The sequence below is a fragment of the Mycobacterium sp. NGS54 genome (genome assembly GCF_059812465.1).
The window spans coordinates 386,049-404,093 of record NZ_JCALCS010000001.1; the positions used below are offsets into that span (position 1 = coordinate 386,049).

10 protein-coding genes are annotated in these 18,045 nt (G+C 69.0%); 5 read left to right on the forward strand and 5 right to left on the reverse strand.

Annotated elements, in window-relative coordinates; translation table 11 throughout:
* Positions 1-43 precede the first annotated feature (43 nt).
* The 4 genes from AC5Y5E_RS01910 to ppsA are packed head-to-tail and all read left to right on the forward strand — an operon-like array spanning position 44 to position 8,716.
* A complete protein-coding gene (locus tag AC5Y5E_RS01910; protein WP_499901847.1) occupies positions 44-1,714 on the forward strand; it encodes an NAD(P)-binding protein in 1,671 nt (556 codons plus the stop codon).
* The gene (nifJ, locus tag AC5Y5E_RS01915; protein WP_499901295.1) at positions 1,711-5,283 is read left to right on the forward strand and encodes a pyruvate:ferredoxin (flavodoxin) oxidoreductase; all 3,573 of its coding nucleotides are present in this window, start codon (positions 1,711-1,713) and stop codon (positions 5,281-5,283) included. The genes AC5Y5E_RS01910 and nifJ overlap by 4 nt, the downstream gene beginning before the upstream one ends.
* A complete protein-coding gene (locus tag AC5Y5E_RS01920) occupies positions 5,283-6,293 on the forward strand; it encodes a dihydroorotate dehydrogenase-like protein (RefSeq protein ID WP_499901296.1) in 1,011 nt (336 codons plus the stop codon). Before nifJ ends, AC5Y5E_RS01920 begins: the two co-directional genes overlap by 1 nt.
* A gap of 26 nt (positions 6,294-6,319) precedes the next feature.
* Complete coding sequence (gene ppsA / locus AC5Y5E_RS01925) at positions 6,320-8,716, forward strand: phosphoenolpyruvate synthase (protein ID WP_499901297.1); 2,397 nt, start codon at positions 6,320-6,322, stop codon at positions 8,714-8,716.
* A 79-nt stretch (positions 8,717-8,795) separates the two neighbouring features.
* Here the strand turns inward: ppsA and AC5Y5E_RS01930 are convergent, their stop codons facing one another.
* The 5 genes from AC5Y5E_RS01930 to AC5Y5E_RS01950 all read right to left on the reverse strand — a co-directional run bounded on the left by AC5Y5E_RS01930 (position 8,796) and on the right by AC5Y5E_RS01950 (position 14,255).
* Positions 8,796-9,665, reverse strand: a complete 870-nt coding sequence (locus AC5Y5E_RS01930; protein ID WP_499901298.1) for a 3-oxoacyl-[acyl-carrier-protein] synthase III C-terminal domain-containing protein — start codon at positions 9,663-9,665, stop codon at positions 8,796-8,798.
* A complete protein-coding gene (locus AC5Y5E_RS01935; protein WP_499901299.1) occupies positions 9,649-10,752 on the reverse strand; it encodes a 3-oxoacyl-ACP synthase III family protein in 1,104 nt (367 codons plus the stop codon). The genes AC5Y5E_RS01930 and AC5Y5E_RS01935 overlap by 17 nt, the downstream gene beginning before the upstream one ends.
* Positions 10,753-10,767: 15 nt before the next feature.
* Entirely contained in the window at positions 10,768-11,772 is a 1,005-nt protein-coding gene (locus AC5Y5E_RS01940; protein WP_499901300.1) for an Acg family FMN-binding oxidoreductase, read from the reverse strand.
* A gap of 109 nt (positions 11,773-11,881) precedes the next feature.
* Positions 11,882-13,348 carry a bifunctional aminoglycoside phosphotransferase/ATP-binding protein gene (locus tag AC5Y5E_RS01945; RefSeq protein ID WP_499901301.1) on the reverse strand — a complete coding sequence of 489 codons (1,467 nt, stop codon included), beginning with the start codon at positions 13,346-13,348 and terminating at the stop codon, positions 11,882-11,884.
* Positions 13,349-13,367: 19 nt separating this feature from the next.
* The gene (locus AC5Y5E_RS01950) at positions 13,368-14,255 is read right to left on the reverse strand and encodes a universal stress protein (protein WP_499901302.1); all 888 of its coding nucleotides are present in this window, start codon (positions 14,253-14,255) and stop codon (positions 13,368-13,370) included.
* A gap of 125 nt (positions 14,256-14,380) precedes the next feature.
* On the opposite strand from AC5Y5E_RS01950, the gene otsB reads away from it, so the two are divergent.
* Positions 14,381-18,022: a trehalose-phosphatase gene (otsB, locus tag AC5Y5E_RS01955; protein ID WP_499901303.1), complete on the forward strand. Its 3,642-nt coding sequence runs from the start codon at positions 14,381-14,383 to the stop codon at positions 18,020-18,022.
* Positions 18,023-18,045: the final 23 nt, after the last annotated feature.

Below are 18,045 nucleotides of genomic sequence, written 5' to 3' on the forward strand. Positions count from 1 at the left end.
CGGCAGCGCGGCGGCATACCCCGGTCATATCGTGAGCACCATGATGGCCGGGCGGTCCAGCAGCGATTTCAACGGTTTCGGTGCCGTTGTCCGCGGCGACGCGACCGCCCTGCCCGACTTGCTGCACGGCAGCCCGCGCGCCGGCCCCGTCCGCGATCGCCGCCCGGTCTACGTCGACCTGAGGCCGCCGTGCAACGCCGGGTGCCCCGCCGGCGAGAACATCCAGGCATGGCTCGCGCATGCTCGCGCCGGGCGCGCCGAGGACGCGTGGCGTCAGCTCACCCTCGACAACCCCTTCGCCTCGATCCACGGCCGCGTCTGCTACCACCCGTGCGAATCCGTATGCAACCGTGCACATCTCGATTCGTCGGTGTCGATCCACGCTGTAGAGCGGTTCCTCGGGGACACCGCCCGCGAACGGGGTTGGCTCTTCGGGCCGGCACCGCAACCGACGGGCAAGCGCGTTCTCGTCGTCGGGGCCGGCCCCAGCGGGCTGTCCGCCGCCTACCACCTGACGCGGCTCGGCCACCAGGTGGAGGTCCGCGACTCCGGCGCCGAGCCGGGCGGAATGATGCGCTACGGCATCCCGAACTATCGGCTGCCCCGCGACGTGCTCGACGCCGAGATCGACAGGATCGCCGCGCTCGGCGTGCAGCTGACGTGCGGGCACCGGGTTGACGACCTCGCCGCCGAGCGGCATGCCGGACGCTTCGACGCGGTATTCGTCGCGGTCGGCGCCCATCTCGCCAAACGCGTCGACATCCCGTCCCGCGACGCGGGATCGCTCCTGGACGCCGTGTCGTTCCTACGCGGCGTCGCCTCCGGCGAGCGACCTGACCTTGGCCGCCGCGTCGCCGTCTACGGCGGCGGCGACACCGCGGTGGATGCCGCCCGCGTCGCCCGCCGCCTGGGCGCCGAGGACACCGTCATCATCTACCGCCGTACGGCGGCCCAAATGCCCGCCCACCAGAACGAGGTCGACGAGGCCGAGCGCGAGGGCGTGCGGATCACCTGGTTGCGCACGATCACCGCCTTCGAGGGCCCCGAGCTGCGAGTGGAGCTGATGCGCCTCGACGAGTCCGGACGCCCGTCGCCGACCGGACAATTCGAGACGCTCGCTGCCGACACCGTGATCATGGCGCTGGGCCAGGAGACGGAGTCGGCGTTCATGCGCAGCCTGCCCGGCGTGGAGTTCGAGGACGACGGGTCTGTGCGGGTGTCGTCGTCGCTGATGACGGGCTGCCCCGGCGTGTTCGCCGGCGGTGACATGGTGCCCTGCGAACGCACCGTCACGGTCGGCGTGGGGCACGGCAAGAAGGCGGCCCACCACATCGACGCGTGGCTGCGCGGCGGCTCCTGGGAGCGCCCGCCGAAGCACCCGACCGCGGAGTTCGACGGGCTGCACCTGTGGTACTTCGGTGATGCGCACCGGCGCTCGCAGCCGGAACTCGCTCCCGCGCAACGGGTCACGGGGTTCGATGAGATCGTCGGCGGCCTGTCGGCGCAGGCCGCGGTATTCGAGGCCGGCCGGTGCCTGTCCTGCGGCAACTGCTTCGAGTGCGACGGCTGCCTGGGCGCCTGCCCGGAGGACGCGGTGATCAAGCTCGGGCCCGGTAACCGCTACCGCTTCGATTACGACAGGTGCACCGGCTGCGCCACCTGCTACGAGCAGTGCCCGGTGCACGCCATCGAGATGACGCCGGAGCCGAGATGACGCGTATCACGGTGGACGGCAACGAGGCCGCGGCCTCGGTGGCCTACCGGCTCAACGAGGTGTGCTGCATCTACCCGATCACGCCGTCCTCGCCGATGGCCGAGCTGGCCGACTCCTGGTCGAGCCAACGGCGGCCGAACGTGTGGGGCACGGTGCCGACGGTGGTGGAGATGCAAAGCGAGGGCGGGGCGGCGGGCGCCCTGCACGGCGCGTTGCAGGGCGGCGCGTTGGCGACGACGTTCACCTCGTCGCAGGGCCTGCTGTTGATGATCCCGAACATGTACAAGATAGCCGGTGAGCTGACCGCGGCGGTGATCCATGTCGCCGCGCGATCCATTGCCGCACAGGGCCTTTCGATATTCGGCGACCACCAGGACGTGATGGCGGTGCGCCAGACCGGCTTCGCTCTGCTGTCGTCGGCCTCGGTGCAGGAAGCCCACGACCTGGCGCTGGTCGCCCAGGCGGCGACGCTGCGCACCCGGGTGCCGTTCGTGCATTTCTTCGACGGCTTTCGCACCTCGCACGAGCTCAACACCATCGACTCCCTCGGCGACGACGACCTGCGCGCCCTGGTCCCCGAGCCGTTGATCCTGGCCCACCGCGACCGCGCGCTGTCGCCGGACCGGCCGTTCATCCGCGGCACCGCGCAGAATCCCGACACCTACTTTCAGGCCCGCGAGACCGTCAACCCGTTCTATGCCCGGGTGCCCGGGGTGGTCGAGGAACTGATGGACGAGCTCGGTCGGCGCACCGGCCGGCCGATGCGCATCGTCGAGTACACCGGGCATCCCGAAGCCGAGCGGGTGCTGGTGCTGATGGGATCCGGCGGGGAGACCGCGGCCGAGACCGTGTCGGCCCTGGGCGCACGCGGCGAACGCGTCGGGGTCGTGCAGGTGCGGCTGTATCGGCCGTTTCCCGCGAAGGCGCTGCTGACGGCGCTGCCCGCCACCGTCCGCGTCGTCGGGGTGCTGGACCGCACCAAGGAACCGGGTTCGCTGGGCGAACCGCTGTACCTGGATGTCGTTGCCGCACTGGCCGAGGCGTACAACGGCGGCGACCGGTCGTCGCTGCCGCGGGTGTGCGCCGGGCGGTACGGCCTGTCCTCCAAGGAATTCACCCCCGGAATGGTGGCGGGCGTGTTCGACGAGCTGGGCCAGGAGCGGCCGCGGCCGCGATTCACCGTCGGCATCGACGACGACGTCAGCGGCACGAGCATCGACTACGACGCCCGCTTCGACATCGAATCCGCCGACACCGTGCGCGCGGTGTTCTTCGGGATGGGCTCGGACGGCACGGTCGGCGCCAACAAGAACACCATCAAGATCCTCGGCGCCGAGCAGAATCTGTACGCGCAGGGCTACTTCGTCTACGACTCCAAAAAGTCTGGTTCGCAGACCGTTTCGCATTTGCGGTTCGGGCCCGAGCCGATCCACGCGCCCTACCTGGTGCAGCGCGCCGACTTCGTCGGCTGCCATCACGAACGGTTCATGCACCAGGTCGACGTGCTGGGTCGCGCCGCCCAGGGCGCCGCACTGTTGCTCAACAGCAGGCATGCACCCGAGCGGGTGTGGGACAGCCTGCCGGGCACCGTGCAAAAGGAGATCATCGACAAACAGATCCGGCTGTATGCCGTCGACGCCAGCGCCATCGCCCGCGAGGTCGGGCTGGCCGGGCGGATCAACATCGTCCTGCAGACCTGCTTTTTCGCGATCTCCGGCGTACTGCCCTCCGACGAGGCGCTCGCCCGGATCAAGGACAGTGTCGCCAAGTCCTACGCCGGGCAGGGCGCCGACGTGGTGGCCCGCGAAGTCGACGCGGTGGATCGCACCCTGCAGCGACTGCACCGGGTCGACGTCCCCGACCGGATCAGCTCCAGCTACGAGCCCGAGCCCCTCATCCCCGCCGGCGCACCGGATTTCGTGCGCAGAGTGACCGGTGAAATGATCGCGGGCCGCGGGGATGCCGTGCCGGTGAGCGCCCTGCCGGTGGACGGCAGCTATCCCAGCGGCACCGCCGCCTACGAGAAACGCAACATCTCCGACCTCGTCGCGGTGTGGGATCCCGACACCTGCATCCAGTGCGGCAATTGCGCATTTGTCTGCCCGCACAGCGTCATTCGCACCACCTTCTACGACCGGGAGCGACTGCGCGACGCGCCGGAGACGTTTCCCTCAGCGCCGCTCAACGCGGTGGGTGTGCCCGAGACCCGCTACACGCTGCAGGTCTATGTCGAGGACTGCACCGGATGCAATCTGTGCGTGGAGGCCTGCCCGGCCGTCGTCCCAGGCTCGCCGGTCACCAAGGCGATCAACCTGGCGCCGCGCGAACCGCTGGTCGCCGCGGGACGCGAGAACATCGCGTTCTTCGAAACGCTGCCGGTGGCCAACCGCTCGATGGTGGACTTCGGGACCGTGCGCGGCGCGCAGTTCCTGCAGCCGCTTTTCGAATTCCCCGGCGCGTGCGCTGGTTGCGGGGAGACCCCCTACCTGAAACTGCTTTCGCAGCTGTTCGGCGACCGGTTGATGATCGCCAACGCCACCGGCTGCTCGTCGATCTACGGCGGCAACCTGCCGACCACGCCCTGGACGACCAACTCCGAGGGGCGCGGCCCCTCCTGGTCCAATTCGCTTTTCGAAGACAACGCAGAATTCGGCCTCGGCCTTCGGCTGGCCGCCGACGCTCACCTGCACCAGGCCCGTCAGCTGCTGACCGCACAACGCGAGGTCCTGGGCGCCGACCTCGTCGACGCCATCCTGGCCGCCCCGCAGCAGCGCGAGTCGGAGCTGCACGCCCAGCGCCAGCGCGTGGCCGAACTGGCCGACCGGTTCGACAGGCTTCCGCCCGCGCTCGGCGACGAGTTGCGCAGCGTCATCGATCACCTGATCCGCCGCAGCGTGTGGATCGTCGGCGGCGACGGCTGGGCCTACGACATCGGCGCCGGTGGCCTCGACCACGTGCTGGCCAGCGGGCGCAACGTCAATGTGCTGGTACTCGACACCGAGGTGTACTCCAACACCGGCGGGCAGATGTCCAAGAGCACACCGCTGGGCGCGGTGGCCAAGTTCGCCGCCGCCGGCAAGACCGTACCGCGCAAAGATCTTGCGCTACAGGCCATTTCGTACGGCAACGTCTACGTCGCACGCGTCGCAATGGGCGCCGACCCGCAACAGACCCTGCTGGCCTTCCGTGAGGCCGAGGCCTACGACGGCCCGTCGATCGTCATCGCCTACAGCCACTGCATCGCTCACGGCTTCGAGTTGCGTTACGGACTCGACCAGCAATACCGTGCGGTGGCCAGCGGACACTGGCCGTTGATCCGGTACAACCCGGTGCTTCGTGCCACCGGCACACCTCCGTTCCTGCTCGATTCCCACCGCCCCCGTCTCCCGCTTGCCGACTACCGCTACCGGGAACTGCGCTACCGCAGCCTGGCCAACTCCGATCCCGATGAGGCCGAACGGCTCCTGGAGCTGGCGCAGGAGTCAATCGACCAGCGCTGGAGCACCTACGAGGACATGGCTTCCCTTGCCCCGCACCACTTTCCATCCGACGCACGGAGGACGGACTGATGGACCTGTCCACCCGCTACCTCGGTCTGAACCTGCGCAACCCGCTGGTGGCCTCCGCGTCACCCCTTTCCGCCACGGTCGATGACGTGCGCCGGCTCGCAACCGCCGGGGTCGGCGCGGTGGTGCTGTACTCGCTGTTCGAGGAACAAGTGCGCCGCGAGGCCGCACACAACGAGCGGATGGTGCTCCAAGGCAGCGAAAGCTACGCCGAGTCGCTCAGTTACTTTCCGGACACCGTCGACGACGGTCGCAGCGGTCACCGGTATCTGCGGCTTGTCGAGCGCGCGGCCGCCGCGATCGACATCCCCCTGATCGGCAGCCTGAACGCGTCGACGCCCGGCGGCTGGGCGCGCTACGCCCAGGCGATACAGGACGCCGGTGCGGCGGCGATCGAGCTGAACATCTATTACCTGCCCGGCGACACCGGCGTCGACGGCGCCGAGGTCGAGCAGCGCCACCTCGACGTGCTGGCCGAGGTCAAAAGCGCGGCAACGATTCCGGTCGCCGTCAAGCTCAGCCCGTACTTCAGTGCGACCGCCGACATGGCGCATCGGCTGGACGCCGCGGGCGCCGACGGATTGGTGTTGTTCAACCGTTTTCTGCAGCCCGACATCGACCCCGAGACGCTCAGCACGGTGCGCACCATCACCCTGTCGACGCCCGCGGACACGCGATTGCCGCTGACTTGGATCGCGTTGCTGCACGGGCGGATACGCGCCTCGCTGGCCGCCAGCAGCGGCGTCGAGCACGCCGGCGACATCGCCAAGTATCTGCTCGCCGGGGCGGACGTCGTCCAGTGCGCGTCGGCTCTGTTGCGCCACGGCCCCGAGTACGCGGGTGTCCTGCTGCGGGAATTGGGGGACTGGATGAACCGCAAGCGTTTTCATGACCTCGACCAGGTGCGCGGGCTCCTGGCATCCCCCGATGCCCAGGACTCCGACGCCCAGGAACGCGCGGACTACGTCTGGGCTTTGCGCAAGGCCAACAGCGGTATCTACGACAGGTATTGAACGCAGCAACCATGGAGGAACAGGTTATGAGCGGGTCCAACTACATTCGCTTCTTCGACGAGATCGGCATCGGCGACGTGCCGCTGGTCGGCGGCAAGAACGCCTCGCTCGGCGAGATGTTCCAGAAGCTGTCCGGGCAGGGCGTCCGCGTCCCGAACGGATTCGCCACCACCGCCGACGCCTACCGGCACATGCTGGACCGGGCCGGCGCCTGGGACGCGCTGCACGCCGAGCTCGACAACATCGACCCGGACGACGTCGCCGCGCTGGCACGCAAGGGCAAACGCGCTCGTGAAATCGTCTACGGCGCGGGGCTTCCCGACGACCTGGCCGCCGAGATCTCCGATGCCTACCGCAAGCTGCAGGAGGAGTACGGCGAAGACGTCAGCCTGGCCGTGCGGAGCTCGGCGACCGCCGAGGACCTGCCGACGGCGAGCTTCGCCGGCCAGCAGGAAACCTACCTCAACATCAAGGGCCGCGAGAGCCTGCTCGACGCGTGCCGTCGCTGCTTCGCCAGCCTGTTCACCGACCGGGCCATCCACTACCGAATCGACCAGGGCTTCGACCATTTCAAGGTCTCGCTGTCGATCGGTATCATGAAGATGGTGCGCTCCGACCTCGCGTCGTCGGGCGTGATGTTCACCATCGACACCGAGTCCGGCTTCAACGACGTCGTGTTCGTGACGGGCGCCTACGGCCTCGGCGAGAACGTGGTGCAGGGCGCCGTCGACCCCGACGAGTTCTACGTCCACAAGCCAACTTACGCCGCCGGCCACCGCGCCGTGCTGCGCCGACTGGTCGGCGACAAGGCGGTGAAGATGATCTTCGTCGAGGGCGAGACGAAGAACACGGTCCGCAACGTCCCCACCCCGAAGGCCGACCGCGCCCGATTCTGCCTCAACGATGCCGACGTGCTCGAGCTGGCCGGCTACGCGTGCGCCATCGAGCGGCACTACGGGCGGCCGATGGACATCGAGTGGGCCAAAGACGGCCTCGACGGGCAGCTCTACATCGTGCAGGCGCGCCCCGAAACGGTGGCCTCCCAGCGCAGCCTCACGACGGTCGAGACCTATGTCCTGGAGGGCAGAGGCGAGGTGCTCACCGAGGGCCGCTCGGTCGGCGAGAGGATCGCCTCGGGCGTGGCGAGAAAGATAGAGAACCTCGAGCATCTCTCGGATTTCAAGCCCGGCGAGGTACTGGTGTCCGACATCACGACGCCCGACTGGGAGCCGGTCATGAAGACTGCCGCCGCGATCGTCACCAACCGCGGCGGGCGCACCTGCCACGCGGCGATCATCGCACGCGAACTCGGCATCCCGGCCGTGGTGGGCGCGGGCGACGCCACGACCAGCGTGCCGAACGGCGAGGTCGTCACGGTGTCGTGTGTGGAGGGCGACACCGGGCGCGTGTACCGCGGCGACGTGGGCTTCCACGTCGATCGCACCGAGGTGTCCGGCCTGGCGCGGCCGCGGACCCAGATCATGGTCAACCTCGGCAATCCCGATCTCGCCTTCAAGACGTCGTTCCTGCCGAACGACGGCGTGGGGCTCGCTCGGATGGAGTTCATCATCAGCGAGTACATCCGGGTGCACCCCCTGGCCCTGCTCCACCCGGAAAAGGTCGCCGACCCGGAAGCGCGGCGGACCATCGAGCGCCTGACGTACGCCTACTCGGACGGCGCGGACTTCTTCGTGGAACGCCTGTCCGAGGGTATCGGCACGATCGCCGCCGCCTTCTGGCCGAAGCCCGTGGTGGTCCGGATGTCGGACTTCAAGACGAACGAATACGCCAGCCTGATCGGGGGCAGCGCGTTCGAGCCGGTTGAGAGCAATCCGATGATCGGGTTCCGCGGCGCCTCGCGCTACGCCCACCCGGCCTACGCCGAGGGATTCGCGCTGGAATGCCGCGCGATGAAACGGGTCCGCGAGGAGATGGGACTGACGAACGTCATCATCATGCTGCCGTTCGTGCGCCGGGTGACCGAGGCGGACCTGGTGCTGAAGACCATGGCCGAACTCGGCCTGCAGCGCGGCCAGAACGGGCTCGAGGTGTACGCGATGTGCGAGATCCCGAACAACGTGATCCTGCTCGATCAGTTCGCCAAGCGCTTCGACGGCTTCTCCATCGGCTCGAACGACCTGACCCAGCTCACCCTCGGCGTCGACCGCGACAGCGAGATCGTGGCCTTCGACTACGACGAGCGCGACGAGGGCGTCAAGGAGATGATTCGCCTGGCCGTGGAGGGCTGCCGCCGCAACGGGATTCACTCGGGGCTGTGTGGGCAGGCGCCGTCGGACTACCCGGACATGGCCGAGTTCCTGGTCCGCATCGGCATCGACTCGATAAGCCTGAATCCCGACGTGGTGGTGAAGACCACCCGGCAGATCCTCGAGCTGGAGCGCCAGGCGGTGCCGCTGCAGTGACGGGGCGCGGTCGCTAGGCCGAGCGTCACGCTGGCGTGGCGCTCGAGCTCCAGCGTCACGCTAGCGCGGATCTCGGCGGCTACGGCTGGCGATACAGCGCCGCACCGGCGGTGATGCCAGCGCCCGCCGCGACGAACAGCACGCGGGCGCCCGCCGGAAGCCGCTCGGCCTCGGGCTCGAAAGCCGCCGCCAGGGCGGCCGTGTGCATGCGGTGATCGGCTGCGACGCAGATCTTTTCGGCCGGCACGCCGAGCACGCGGCTGAGCGCCGCGCGGTACTCGGGCCGGGCCGGGGCGGCGACGATCAGGTCGACGTCTTCCAGGTCCACGGATTGCGCGTCCAGGCACGCCCGCGCGGCCGCGGCGGCCGCCGCGGCGAACCGCTCGTCCATGTCGGCCGAACGATTGAATCGCAACACATTTCGCGCGTCGGCGAATCCGACCGTCGCCGAGAACGCCTCGGTGTCGTCGGTGTTCACCCAGGACACCCGGCTCAGGCCGGAGTCGTCGTCGGTCCAGCGGCACAGCAGGGCCGCGCCGGCGGCCGAGAACGGGAAGTGCTCGCTCATCCCGTGACCCGGATCGGCGTCGCTGGCCACGACGAGCGCGCGGTCGATGCTGCGTGACCGCAAGAACCCGTCGACGATCTGTAGCCCGGTCAGGACCCCGCAGGCCCCGTTGGCGATGTCGAACGAAAAGGTGCCGTGCGCGCCGGCGTGCGGATCCTCCGGGTTGGCCCCGATGTCGTCCTGGATGAGCGCGGCCAGCGCCGGCTCCCCCAGGTTGCGGTCGCGGTAAATCCCCGCGTTGACGACCAGATCCAGGTCGTCGGGGTCACACCCGGCCCGGTGCAGGCAGTCCTTGGCGGCGGATACCGCAAGATGCAGCGCGCTGTGCCGGCCCCGCAACCGCGGGTGTGCGACGTCGACTCGATCAATCACCGTGCCCATAGCGCTTCACCAAATCCTCATCCAGGGTCAACAGGACAACGCCGATCTCCAGGCCGGAGGCCAGCGCGAGCAGGGCGACCCGTTCCCCGGGCCGGATGTTTCCGGCCTCGAGCTCCTCGACCAGGGCCACCGTGTGGGTCGTTGACGCGGTGTTGCCGTACCGGTCGACGGTGATCACCGCGTCGTGGCGCGGGCTGTCACCGAACGTCTCCGACATGCGCGCCATGCCCTTGCGGATCGCCCGCGCCGAGGTCTGGTGGGTGATCACGTGGTCGATGTCGTGAATCGAAAGGCCCACCGCGTCAAGCACTTCGCTCAACAACAGCGGGGTGTTGGAGATCGCGGCCTTCTGGATGGCGCGCGAGTTGGTGAACATCCGTGCGCCCGGGTCGTGGCCCTCGGGATAGGCCAGGCAGAGCCGGCTGTAATCGGCGACGGTGGTGAACCCGGCCAGGCCGATCCCGGCGGATCCCGCGGGGGCCCGCTCGAGCAGCAGCGCCGCACCGGCGTCGCCGAGGGTCAGGCAGGCGAGTTCCTTGCTCATGATGTTGCGGATGTGGCGGGCGGCGTTGTGGCTCAGCTGCGAGATGTACTCGCCGCTGACGACGAGCCCACGTTCGACGATGCCCTGCCGGATCCAGTTGTTCAAAATGGTTACCCCGGTGAGCATCCCGGCGCACGCATTGGAGACGTCGAAGGTCATCGCCTGCGGCGCACCGATGGCGCGGGCCACCGCGCTGCTCATCGTCGGCTCGAGCCACTGGGTGAGCCCGCCGCGAAATTTCGTGATGCTGCAGCTGATCACCACGTCAAGCGCGGAAGGGTCCTGTTGCGCGGTGGCCAGGCAGTTCAGCGCCGCCGACGTGGCGAGGCTGTAGGAGTCCTCGTCGCCCACCGATACGCGGCGCTCGCGGATCCCGGTGAGGCGCTCCAGGTCGATGTGGGTGTGGTGGCGCGTGGTCGCCATCAGTTCGTCCGTGGTGAGCCGGGTTTCCGGCAGCTGCCGGCCGGCCCCGGCCAGCCGGGCGACGAACGGGGCCGGGACGCCCTCCCCGGCGGTTTCCATCACCAGCCAGTGCCGAGCCATCGGCGCCACCTCCTTTCACTCCCCTCGCGGGTCGCTGCGAAACTTGAGGACCTCCGTCACCAGCCGCCGGGCGGTGGGCTCGACGTGGTGGCCGTTCGGCGCGGACGTGCCGACCCGGATCAGCAGCTGGGGCTGCCCGGCGGTCCCGGTGATCTGCGCGATGATGTGGCGGCTCATCGCCATTTCGGTCATGTGGGTCAGCGTGCAGGTGGCCAGGCCGGCCATCGTGCACTCGAGCAGCACCGCGGACAGCGCCTCGCCGCAGCGCAGGACGTCCAGCCGGTCGTCCTCGTGGTGAGTGGACAGCACGACGATCTTCGAGTGGTCGCGATCGAGGGCGGCACCGCGGTGGCCCCCGCCCGCCGGCGGGAAGGTCCGGGCCACGTCGACCTGGGCGGCCTCCGCACTCGACACCAGGGAACTTTCCGGCACGTGGGTGGCATCCGACTCGAAAGGCGAGGTCCACCAGCGCAATTCGGACAGGTAGGCGGTGTCGTTACGCCGCAGCTGCTCGGTGACCGCGGACGCCTCCGCCAGGGTCGGCCGGTCATTGTCGGCGACCACGTCGAGCAGCACGTCATGTGGATGGACCGCGAGGCGTAGCTGCGCCTCCACCACCGGCCAGCCGGCGGGAGCGGCGAACGGCAGCCGGTCGGTACGACGGTTATGGATCGCGGCGGCGCGCAGGCGCTGCGACTCCGTCACGGTGTCGGCGGGCCGGAACTCGAGCGTCGCGAGGTGGTCCGGCTCGGCGGGATCCGGGAGGCGCTCGGTGGAGCTGTCCCAGCCGGCGGCGGCCATGGCGACCCGAAGATGGTCGAGGACCGCGCCGCAGCTCAGCGTCAGTTCCCGGCCGGAGCGGTCGGTGGCGTACATCAGCCGGCGGGGGTCGGCCCACAGCTGCAGCCGCGCGCCCTCGACCACCCACCGCCACGGCTGGCTGTTGTGCAGCGACGGGGCCCGGCTCGCCAGCATAACGGCGTCGCGGATGACTTCGGAATCCGGCGCTTTCAACAGCATCTCAACCACTCCACTCGGGTCTCTCGAACTGACCATAAGGAGCTGGTTCGCCGTGCTGACAGGGCCGTTGGTCCCCTACGACCGGGGCGTTCGACTCCTGGGATCGGACCTAAATCGCCCGGCGCCAGGCGTCGAGGGCCGCGCGCGCCGAGTCCTCGACGGCCCCCGAGGTGTCGATCCGGTGGGCGGTGTCCCAACCGGCGCGTTCGGCGGCCATCGCCGCGGCGATCTCGGGGGTCACCTCCGAATTGCCCGGCCGCCGGGTGGTGATTCGGCCGGCCGCCGTGTCGGCGGCCGACGCGCACATGAGTTCCACCGTCGCCGAATGTGTTTCGGAGGCGAGGTCACGGGCCCGCGCGCGGGTCCGGGGATCGCGCCAGGTGCCGTCGAGGATCACCGACTGCCCGTCGCCCAGCAGCGGGCGGGCCCGGCGCAGGGCGGCCTCGTACACCACCGCGACGTTGTCCGGGCTGTACAGTCCCTGGTCCAGGACGCCGGCGTCGCCGGCGATCGCGCCGGAGTCCCGCAGTTCGCGGCGCACGTCGTCGGTCGAGATGACCTGGGCCCCAGTCCGTTCCGCGAGTGCACGGGCGACCGTGGACTTGCCGGTGCCGGGGTTTCCGCCGACGAGGGCCAAGCGCACGGCGCCGCCGCGCAGGTGTTCGTCGGCGATCGCGAGGTGCCGGGCGGCGGCGTCGGCGGCCTGCGGCTTGCCCTGCGACAGCCGCACGCAGTCGGTCTTCGCCCGAACTCCGGCGCGATAGGCGACGTAGAAGTGGGCGAGCGCCGGCGGCGCCGTCCGCGCCGAGTGCGCCGAGTAGCGGTGCAGGAAGTGCTCGCCGAGATCCTTGCGGCCGAGGAACTCGAGGTCCATGGCGAGGAACGCGGCGTCATCGACGCAGTCGACGTAGCGAAGTTGGTCGTCGAACTCCAGGCAATCGAGCAGCGCCGGTTCGTCCTGGCCGCAGAAGATGTCGTCGGCGAGCAGATCGCCGTGGCCGTCGACGACGAGCCCGTCGGCGATGCGGCGCCGGAACAGGGGTCCGCGGCCGGCGATGAATTCGGTGACGAGCCGCCGGATTCGCGACAGCGTCTCGCTCGGCAGGGTGCCCGCGTAGCGGTCGAGCTCCGCCAGGTTGTCATTCCAGCGTTTCTCGATCGCCGCGGCCTCGCCCTGCGCGTCGATCGCCGGGCCGCGCTCGGCGCGCTCGTGAAAGCGGGCCAGCACGGCGGCGATGGTGTCCAGCAGCCCGCGCACCGAGCCGTCGGCGTCGCGGCCGACGATGGCCGCCAGCCGGTCCTCGTCGCGGTAGCGCCGCATCACGACGATCGGTTCGGCCGGCCCGCCGCCCGGGTCGGACAGGTGGGCGACCCCGAGGTAGCTGTCGGGTGCGAGCCGGCGGTTCAGCTCGACCTCGCGGCGGCACACGTGCTCGCGCCGCTCCGGCGTGCGAAAGTCCAGAAAGTCGGTCAGCACCGGCTTCTTCGCCTTGAACGCCCGATCACCGGCGAGCACCACCACGCCCGTGTGGGTTTCGTGCACAGCTGCATAGGGCACGAAGGGCACGTCGGGCACCGAATTATTGTGCCAAGCCTTACTCAGGCCGCGCCACGATCACCGGCATCCGGACCGAGTGCACGACGGCGTTGCTGACCGAACCCAGCAGCGTCCGGGCGATGCCGCCCCGGCCGTGACTGCCGACGACGACCAGTTGCGCGGCCTCCGATTTCTCGATCAACTGGCGGGCCGGCTGATCGCACACCAGGAGTCGGTGCACGGTGACGTCCGGATAGCGTTCCTGCCAGCCCGCGAGCCGTTCGGCGAGGCTGCGCTCGGCTTCGGCCTTCACCACCTCCCAATCGAACCCGGGCAGCTCGAGCACCTGAACGTCGCTCCACGCGTGCAGCGCATTCAGGTCGACCCCGCGCCGCGATGCCTCGTCGAACGCGATCGCCGTCGCGAGCTCGGAGGCCGGCGAGCCGTCGATGCCCAGCAGCACGGGAGCCTGCTGCGGGTGCGCCATCAACATGTCCTCGTCCCGGACGACGGCGACAGGGCACTTCGCGTGCCGGACGACGCCGGAACTGACCGAACCCAACAACGCCCGGCCCAAGGCCCCGCGCCCGTTGCTGCCGACGACGATCATCTCGGCCCCTTCGGACAGGTCGATCAGCGTCGGCACCGGCGGCGAGCACTTCAGTTCACTGGTCATGGCAAGCCGTTGGTGACCCTGAACGGCCTCCTCGGCGATCTTGAGCGCCTGCTCGAGCACCTGCTGTCCGTCCTCCTCCTGCCACACCGTGACGCCGGCCGGAAGTGGTATCTGGGGGAAGGTCGGCACGTACGTGCTGTACATGTGAACCAGCTTCAGCGGCACGTTGCGCATCGCCGCATCGCGGGCCGCCCAGCAGACGGCGGCATTGGAAGCGGGCGATCCGTCGACTCCGACGACGATGCCGTCGCGGTTCATGGGTGTAGACATCTTTTCCTCCCTTAGTCAGGAAAAACGCTATTGGCCGTACGGTGGCCGAGCATGAGGCTTTAGTCCCCAAAGCCATGGCCATCAGGCCCCGTTGACCCGGGCCGCGAAGTGGCATCGTCACAGGCGTGACCGAATGGCCCGCCACCGTCGACAAGCGCTACCACGATGCGGTGATCCTCGGCCTGGACAGCGTCGTGACGGAGACCGCGACGGGTGGCGTCGAGGCGCAGGATTCGACCGTCCCGTTGCTGCGGCGGCTGCGGGATGCCGGCGTCGCGACGGCCGTTTACGCGCCCGAGCGGGACTGCGTGCCCGTCCTGCGCAGCGCGGGAATCGACGACCTGGTGGGCGTCGCCAACGGCGACGTGGCCCAGACGGCGCACCAGCTGGGGGTGCACCCCGTCCGGTGCGTAGTCATCGGCCACGACCCGGCCGGCGTCAAGGCCGGCAGGGAGTCCGGCTTCGGCCTCGTCATCGGCCTTACTCGCAACGGAGACGCCGACGAGCTGCTGTCCTGCGGGGCCGACACCGTGATCGCCGACCTCGGCGGGATATCGGTGCGCAGCGGTGAAGCGACCCTGTCCACGATCATCGACGCCCTGCAGGCGTACAGCCAGGTGAAAGAACTGGTAGCGAACCGGCAACCGGTCATCTTCCTCGACTTCGACGGCACGCTGTCCGAAATCGCCGAACAGCCGGACTCGGCGTCTCTCGTCGAGGGCGCCGGCGACGCGCTGCGCGCGCTGGCCGCCCACTGTCCCGTGGCCGTGGTCAGCGGCCGCGATGTCAGCGACGTCCGAGACCGGGTCAACGTCGACGGGGTCTGGTACGCCGGCAGCCACGGGTTCGAATTGGTGGCGCCGGATGGCACTACCCACCAGAATGCCGCCGCCGGCGTCGCCGACGCCCTGGCCCGTGCCGCCAATCTCCTCACCGAGACGCTGAGCGCTATCCCGGGAATAGTGCTGGAACGCAAGCGCTTCAGCATCGCAGTTCACTATCGCCATGCCGATCCCTTTAACGTCGACCGGGTGATCAGGACCGCCCGTGAACTCGGCCGCTCCGAGGGCCTCCGGGTCACCCCCGGTCGCAAGGTGATCGAACTGCGCCCGAGCACGGACACGGGCTCGACGCTCACTTGGCTGCTCGAGCGCATCATCGGCGCCGATCCGGGTGCCGTGTTGCCGATCTATATCGGCGACGACATCACCGACGAGGATGCTTTCGACGCGGTCCAGTTCGACGGCGTGGGAATCGTGGTGCGGCACGAAGAGCATGGTGATCGCGCGTCCGCCGCGCTGTTAAGCCTCGAAAGCCCCGCCGCAGTAGCCGAGTTCGTAGGCAGGTTGGCTCAGGACCTGGCATCCGCCGCGCCGAGAGCCGACGACGCGTGGGAACTCGTGTACGAGGGCTATGACCCGCAGTACGAGCGGTTGCGCGAGGCGCTGTGCACCGTCGGCAACGGCTACGTAGCGACCCGGGGCTGCGCACCCGAGGCGGCCGCGTCCGACTCCCATTACCCCGGCACCTACGCCGCCGGCGTGTACAACATGCTGGCGGATCGGGTCGCGGGCCGGACCATCGAGAACGAGAGCCTGGTCAACCTGCCGAACTGGCTGTCGCTGACGTTCCGGGTCAACGGCGGCCCGTGGTTCCATGTCGATGATGCCGAACTGCTTTCCTATCGACAGACATTCGACCTGCGTAGCGCGACGCTGACCCGCAGTCTGCGATTCCGGGACGGATCCGGCCAGATCACAACGCTCGACCAGCAGCGCTTCGCGTCCATGCACCAGCCGCACCTGCTCGCCATGCGGACCACCGTCAGCGCCGAGAACTGGTCGGGCACAATCGAGTTCAGCTCCCTGCTGGACGGAAGCGTGCAAAACACCATGGTCGAGCGCTACCGGTCGTTGTCCAGCGCACACCTCACCGGAACGGTGATCGACGAAATAGGGCCCGACTCCGTGCTGTTGCGCACGGAAACGTCGCAGTCGCGCATCGCGATCGCGGTCGCCGCCCGCACCACCCTGTGGTGCGGGGACGGCCGGGCCGATGCCGAGTACACCGTCGTGGCCGACGGCGACCGCGGCGGTCACAACATCGCGGTCGCCCTCTCGGCGGGCCAGTCGGTCACCTGTGAGAAGGTCGCGACGATCTTCACCGGCCGCGACACCGCCATCTCCGAATCGGCAAGCGCCGCCCAGCAATACCTCGACGCCGCCGGCCGGTACGCCGACCTGCGCCGGCAGCACGCCCGGGCGTGGGACCGGCTGTGGGAGCAGTGCAACATCGGCATAGCCGACAACACGCTGATGCTGCGGGTCCTCCGGTTGCATCTGGTGCATGTGCTGCAGACGATTTCGCCGCACACCGCCGAACTCGACGCCGGGGTGCCGGCGCGGGGGCTGCACGGCGAGGCCTACCGCGGGCACGTGTTCTGGGACGCGCTGTTCGTCTCGCCGGTGCTGAGTCTGCGTATGCCCAACGTCGCCCGCTCGCTGTTGCTCTATCGATACCGCCGGCTTCCCGAGGCGCGCCGCGCTGCGCGGCGGGCCGGGTATCGCGGCGCGATGTACCCCTGGCAATCGGGCAGCGACGGGCGCGAGGTGAGTCAGGAAGTGCACCTCAATCCGCAGTCCGGCCGGTGGAACCCAGACGCCAGTGCGCGCGCGCATCACGTCGGCCTCGCGATCGCGTACAACGCGTGGCAGCACTACCAGGTGACCGGTGACCGTCAGTGGCTTGGCGACTACGGCGCCGAGATGCTGGTCGAGATCGCACGCTTCTGGGTAGGCCTGGCGACGTTCGACGACACCCGCGACCGCTACACGATCCGCGGAATCATCGGCCCCGACGAGTTCCATTCGGGTTACCCCGGCAAGGAGTACGACGGGATCGACAACAACGCGTACACCAACGTGATGGCGGTCTGGGTGATCATGCGGGCCATGGACGCGCTGGACCTGCTGCCGCTGCGCGACAGGCTCGATCTGGTCGGAAAGGTCGACCTGACGGCCGACGAGCTGGACCGGTGGGATCACGTGACGCGGCGCATGTTTGTGCCCTTCCACGACGGGGTGATCAGCCAGTTCGAGGGCTATTCGGAACTGGGCGAACTGGATTGGGAGGGCTACCGACAGCGCTACGGGAACATCCAAAGACTCGACCGCATCCTGGAGGCCGAGGATGACAGCGTGAACAACTACAGGGCGTCCAAGCAGGCCGACGCGCTGATGCTCTTCTACCTGCTGTCCTCGGAGGAGTTGCTGGGCCTGTTCGGCCGGCTCGGCTACCGGTTCTCGGCCGAGCAGATTCCCAAGACGATTGAGTACTACCTGTCCCGGACCTCAGACGGATCGACGCTGTCCGCGATCGTCCATTCGTGGGTGCTCACCCGTGCCCACCGGCACCACGCCATGCGCTACTTCGTCCAGGTGCTGAGCTCCGATGTCATCGATATCCAGGGTGGCACCACTTCGGAAGGAATACACCTCGCGGCGATGGCGGGCAGCGTCGATCTGCTGCAACGATGCTTCACCGGGCTGGAAACGCGTGACGATCGGCTGGTGCTCGGCCCGCACTGGCCCGAGGCGCTCGGCCCCATCGAGTTCCCATTCGTCTACCGGGGTCAGCGGGTTCATCTGCGGATCAGTGGACGGACCGGCGTTCTGACGTCCGAGGCGGGCAATGCCGGCCCGATCATGGTCGAATGCCGCGGCCGCGTGCAGCGTCTCTCGCCCGGGCAGAGCATCGAGGTCGCGTGAAGCCCTAATGCTCCGGAATGTGG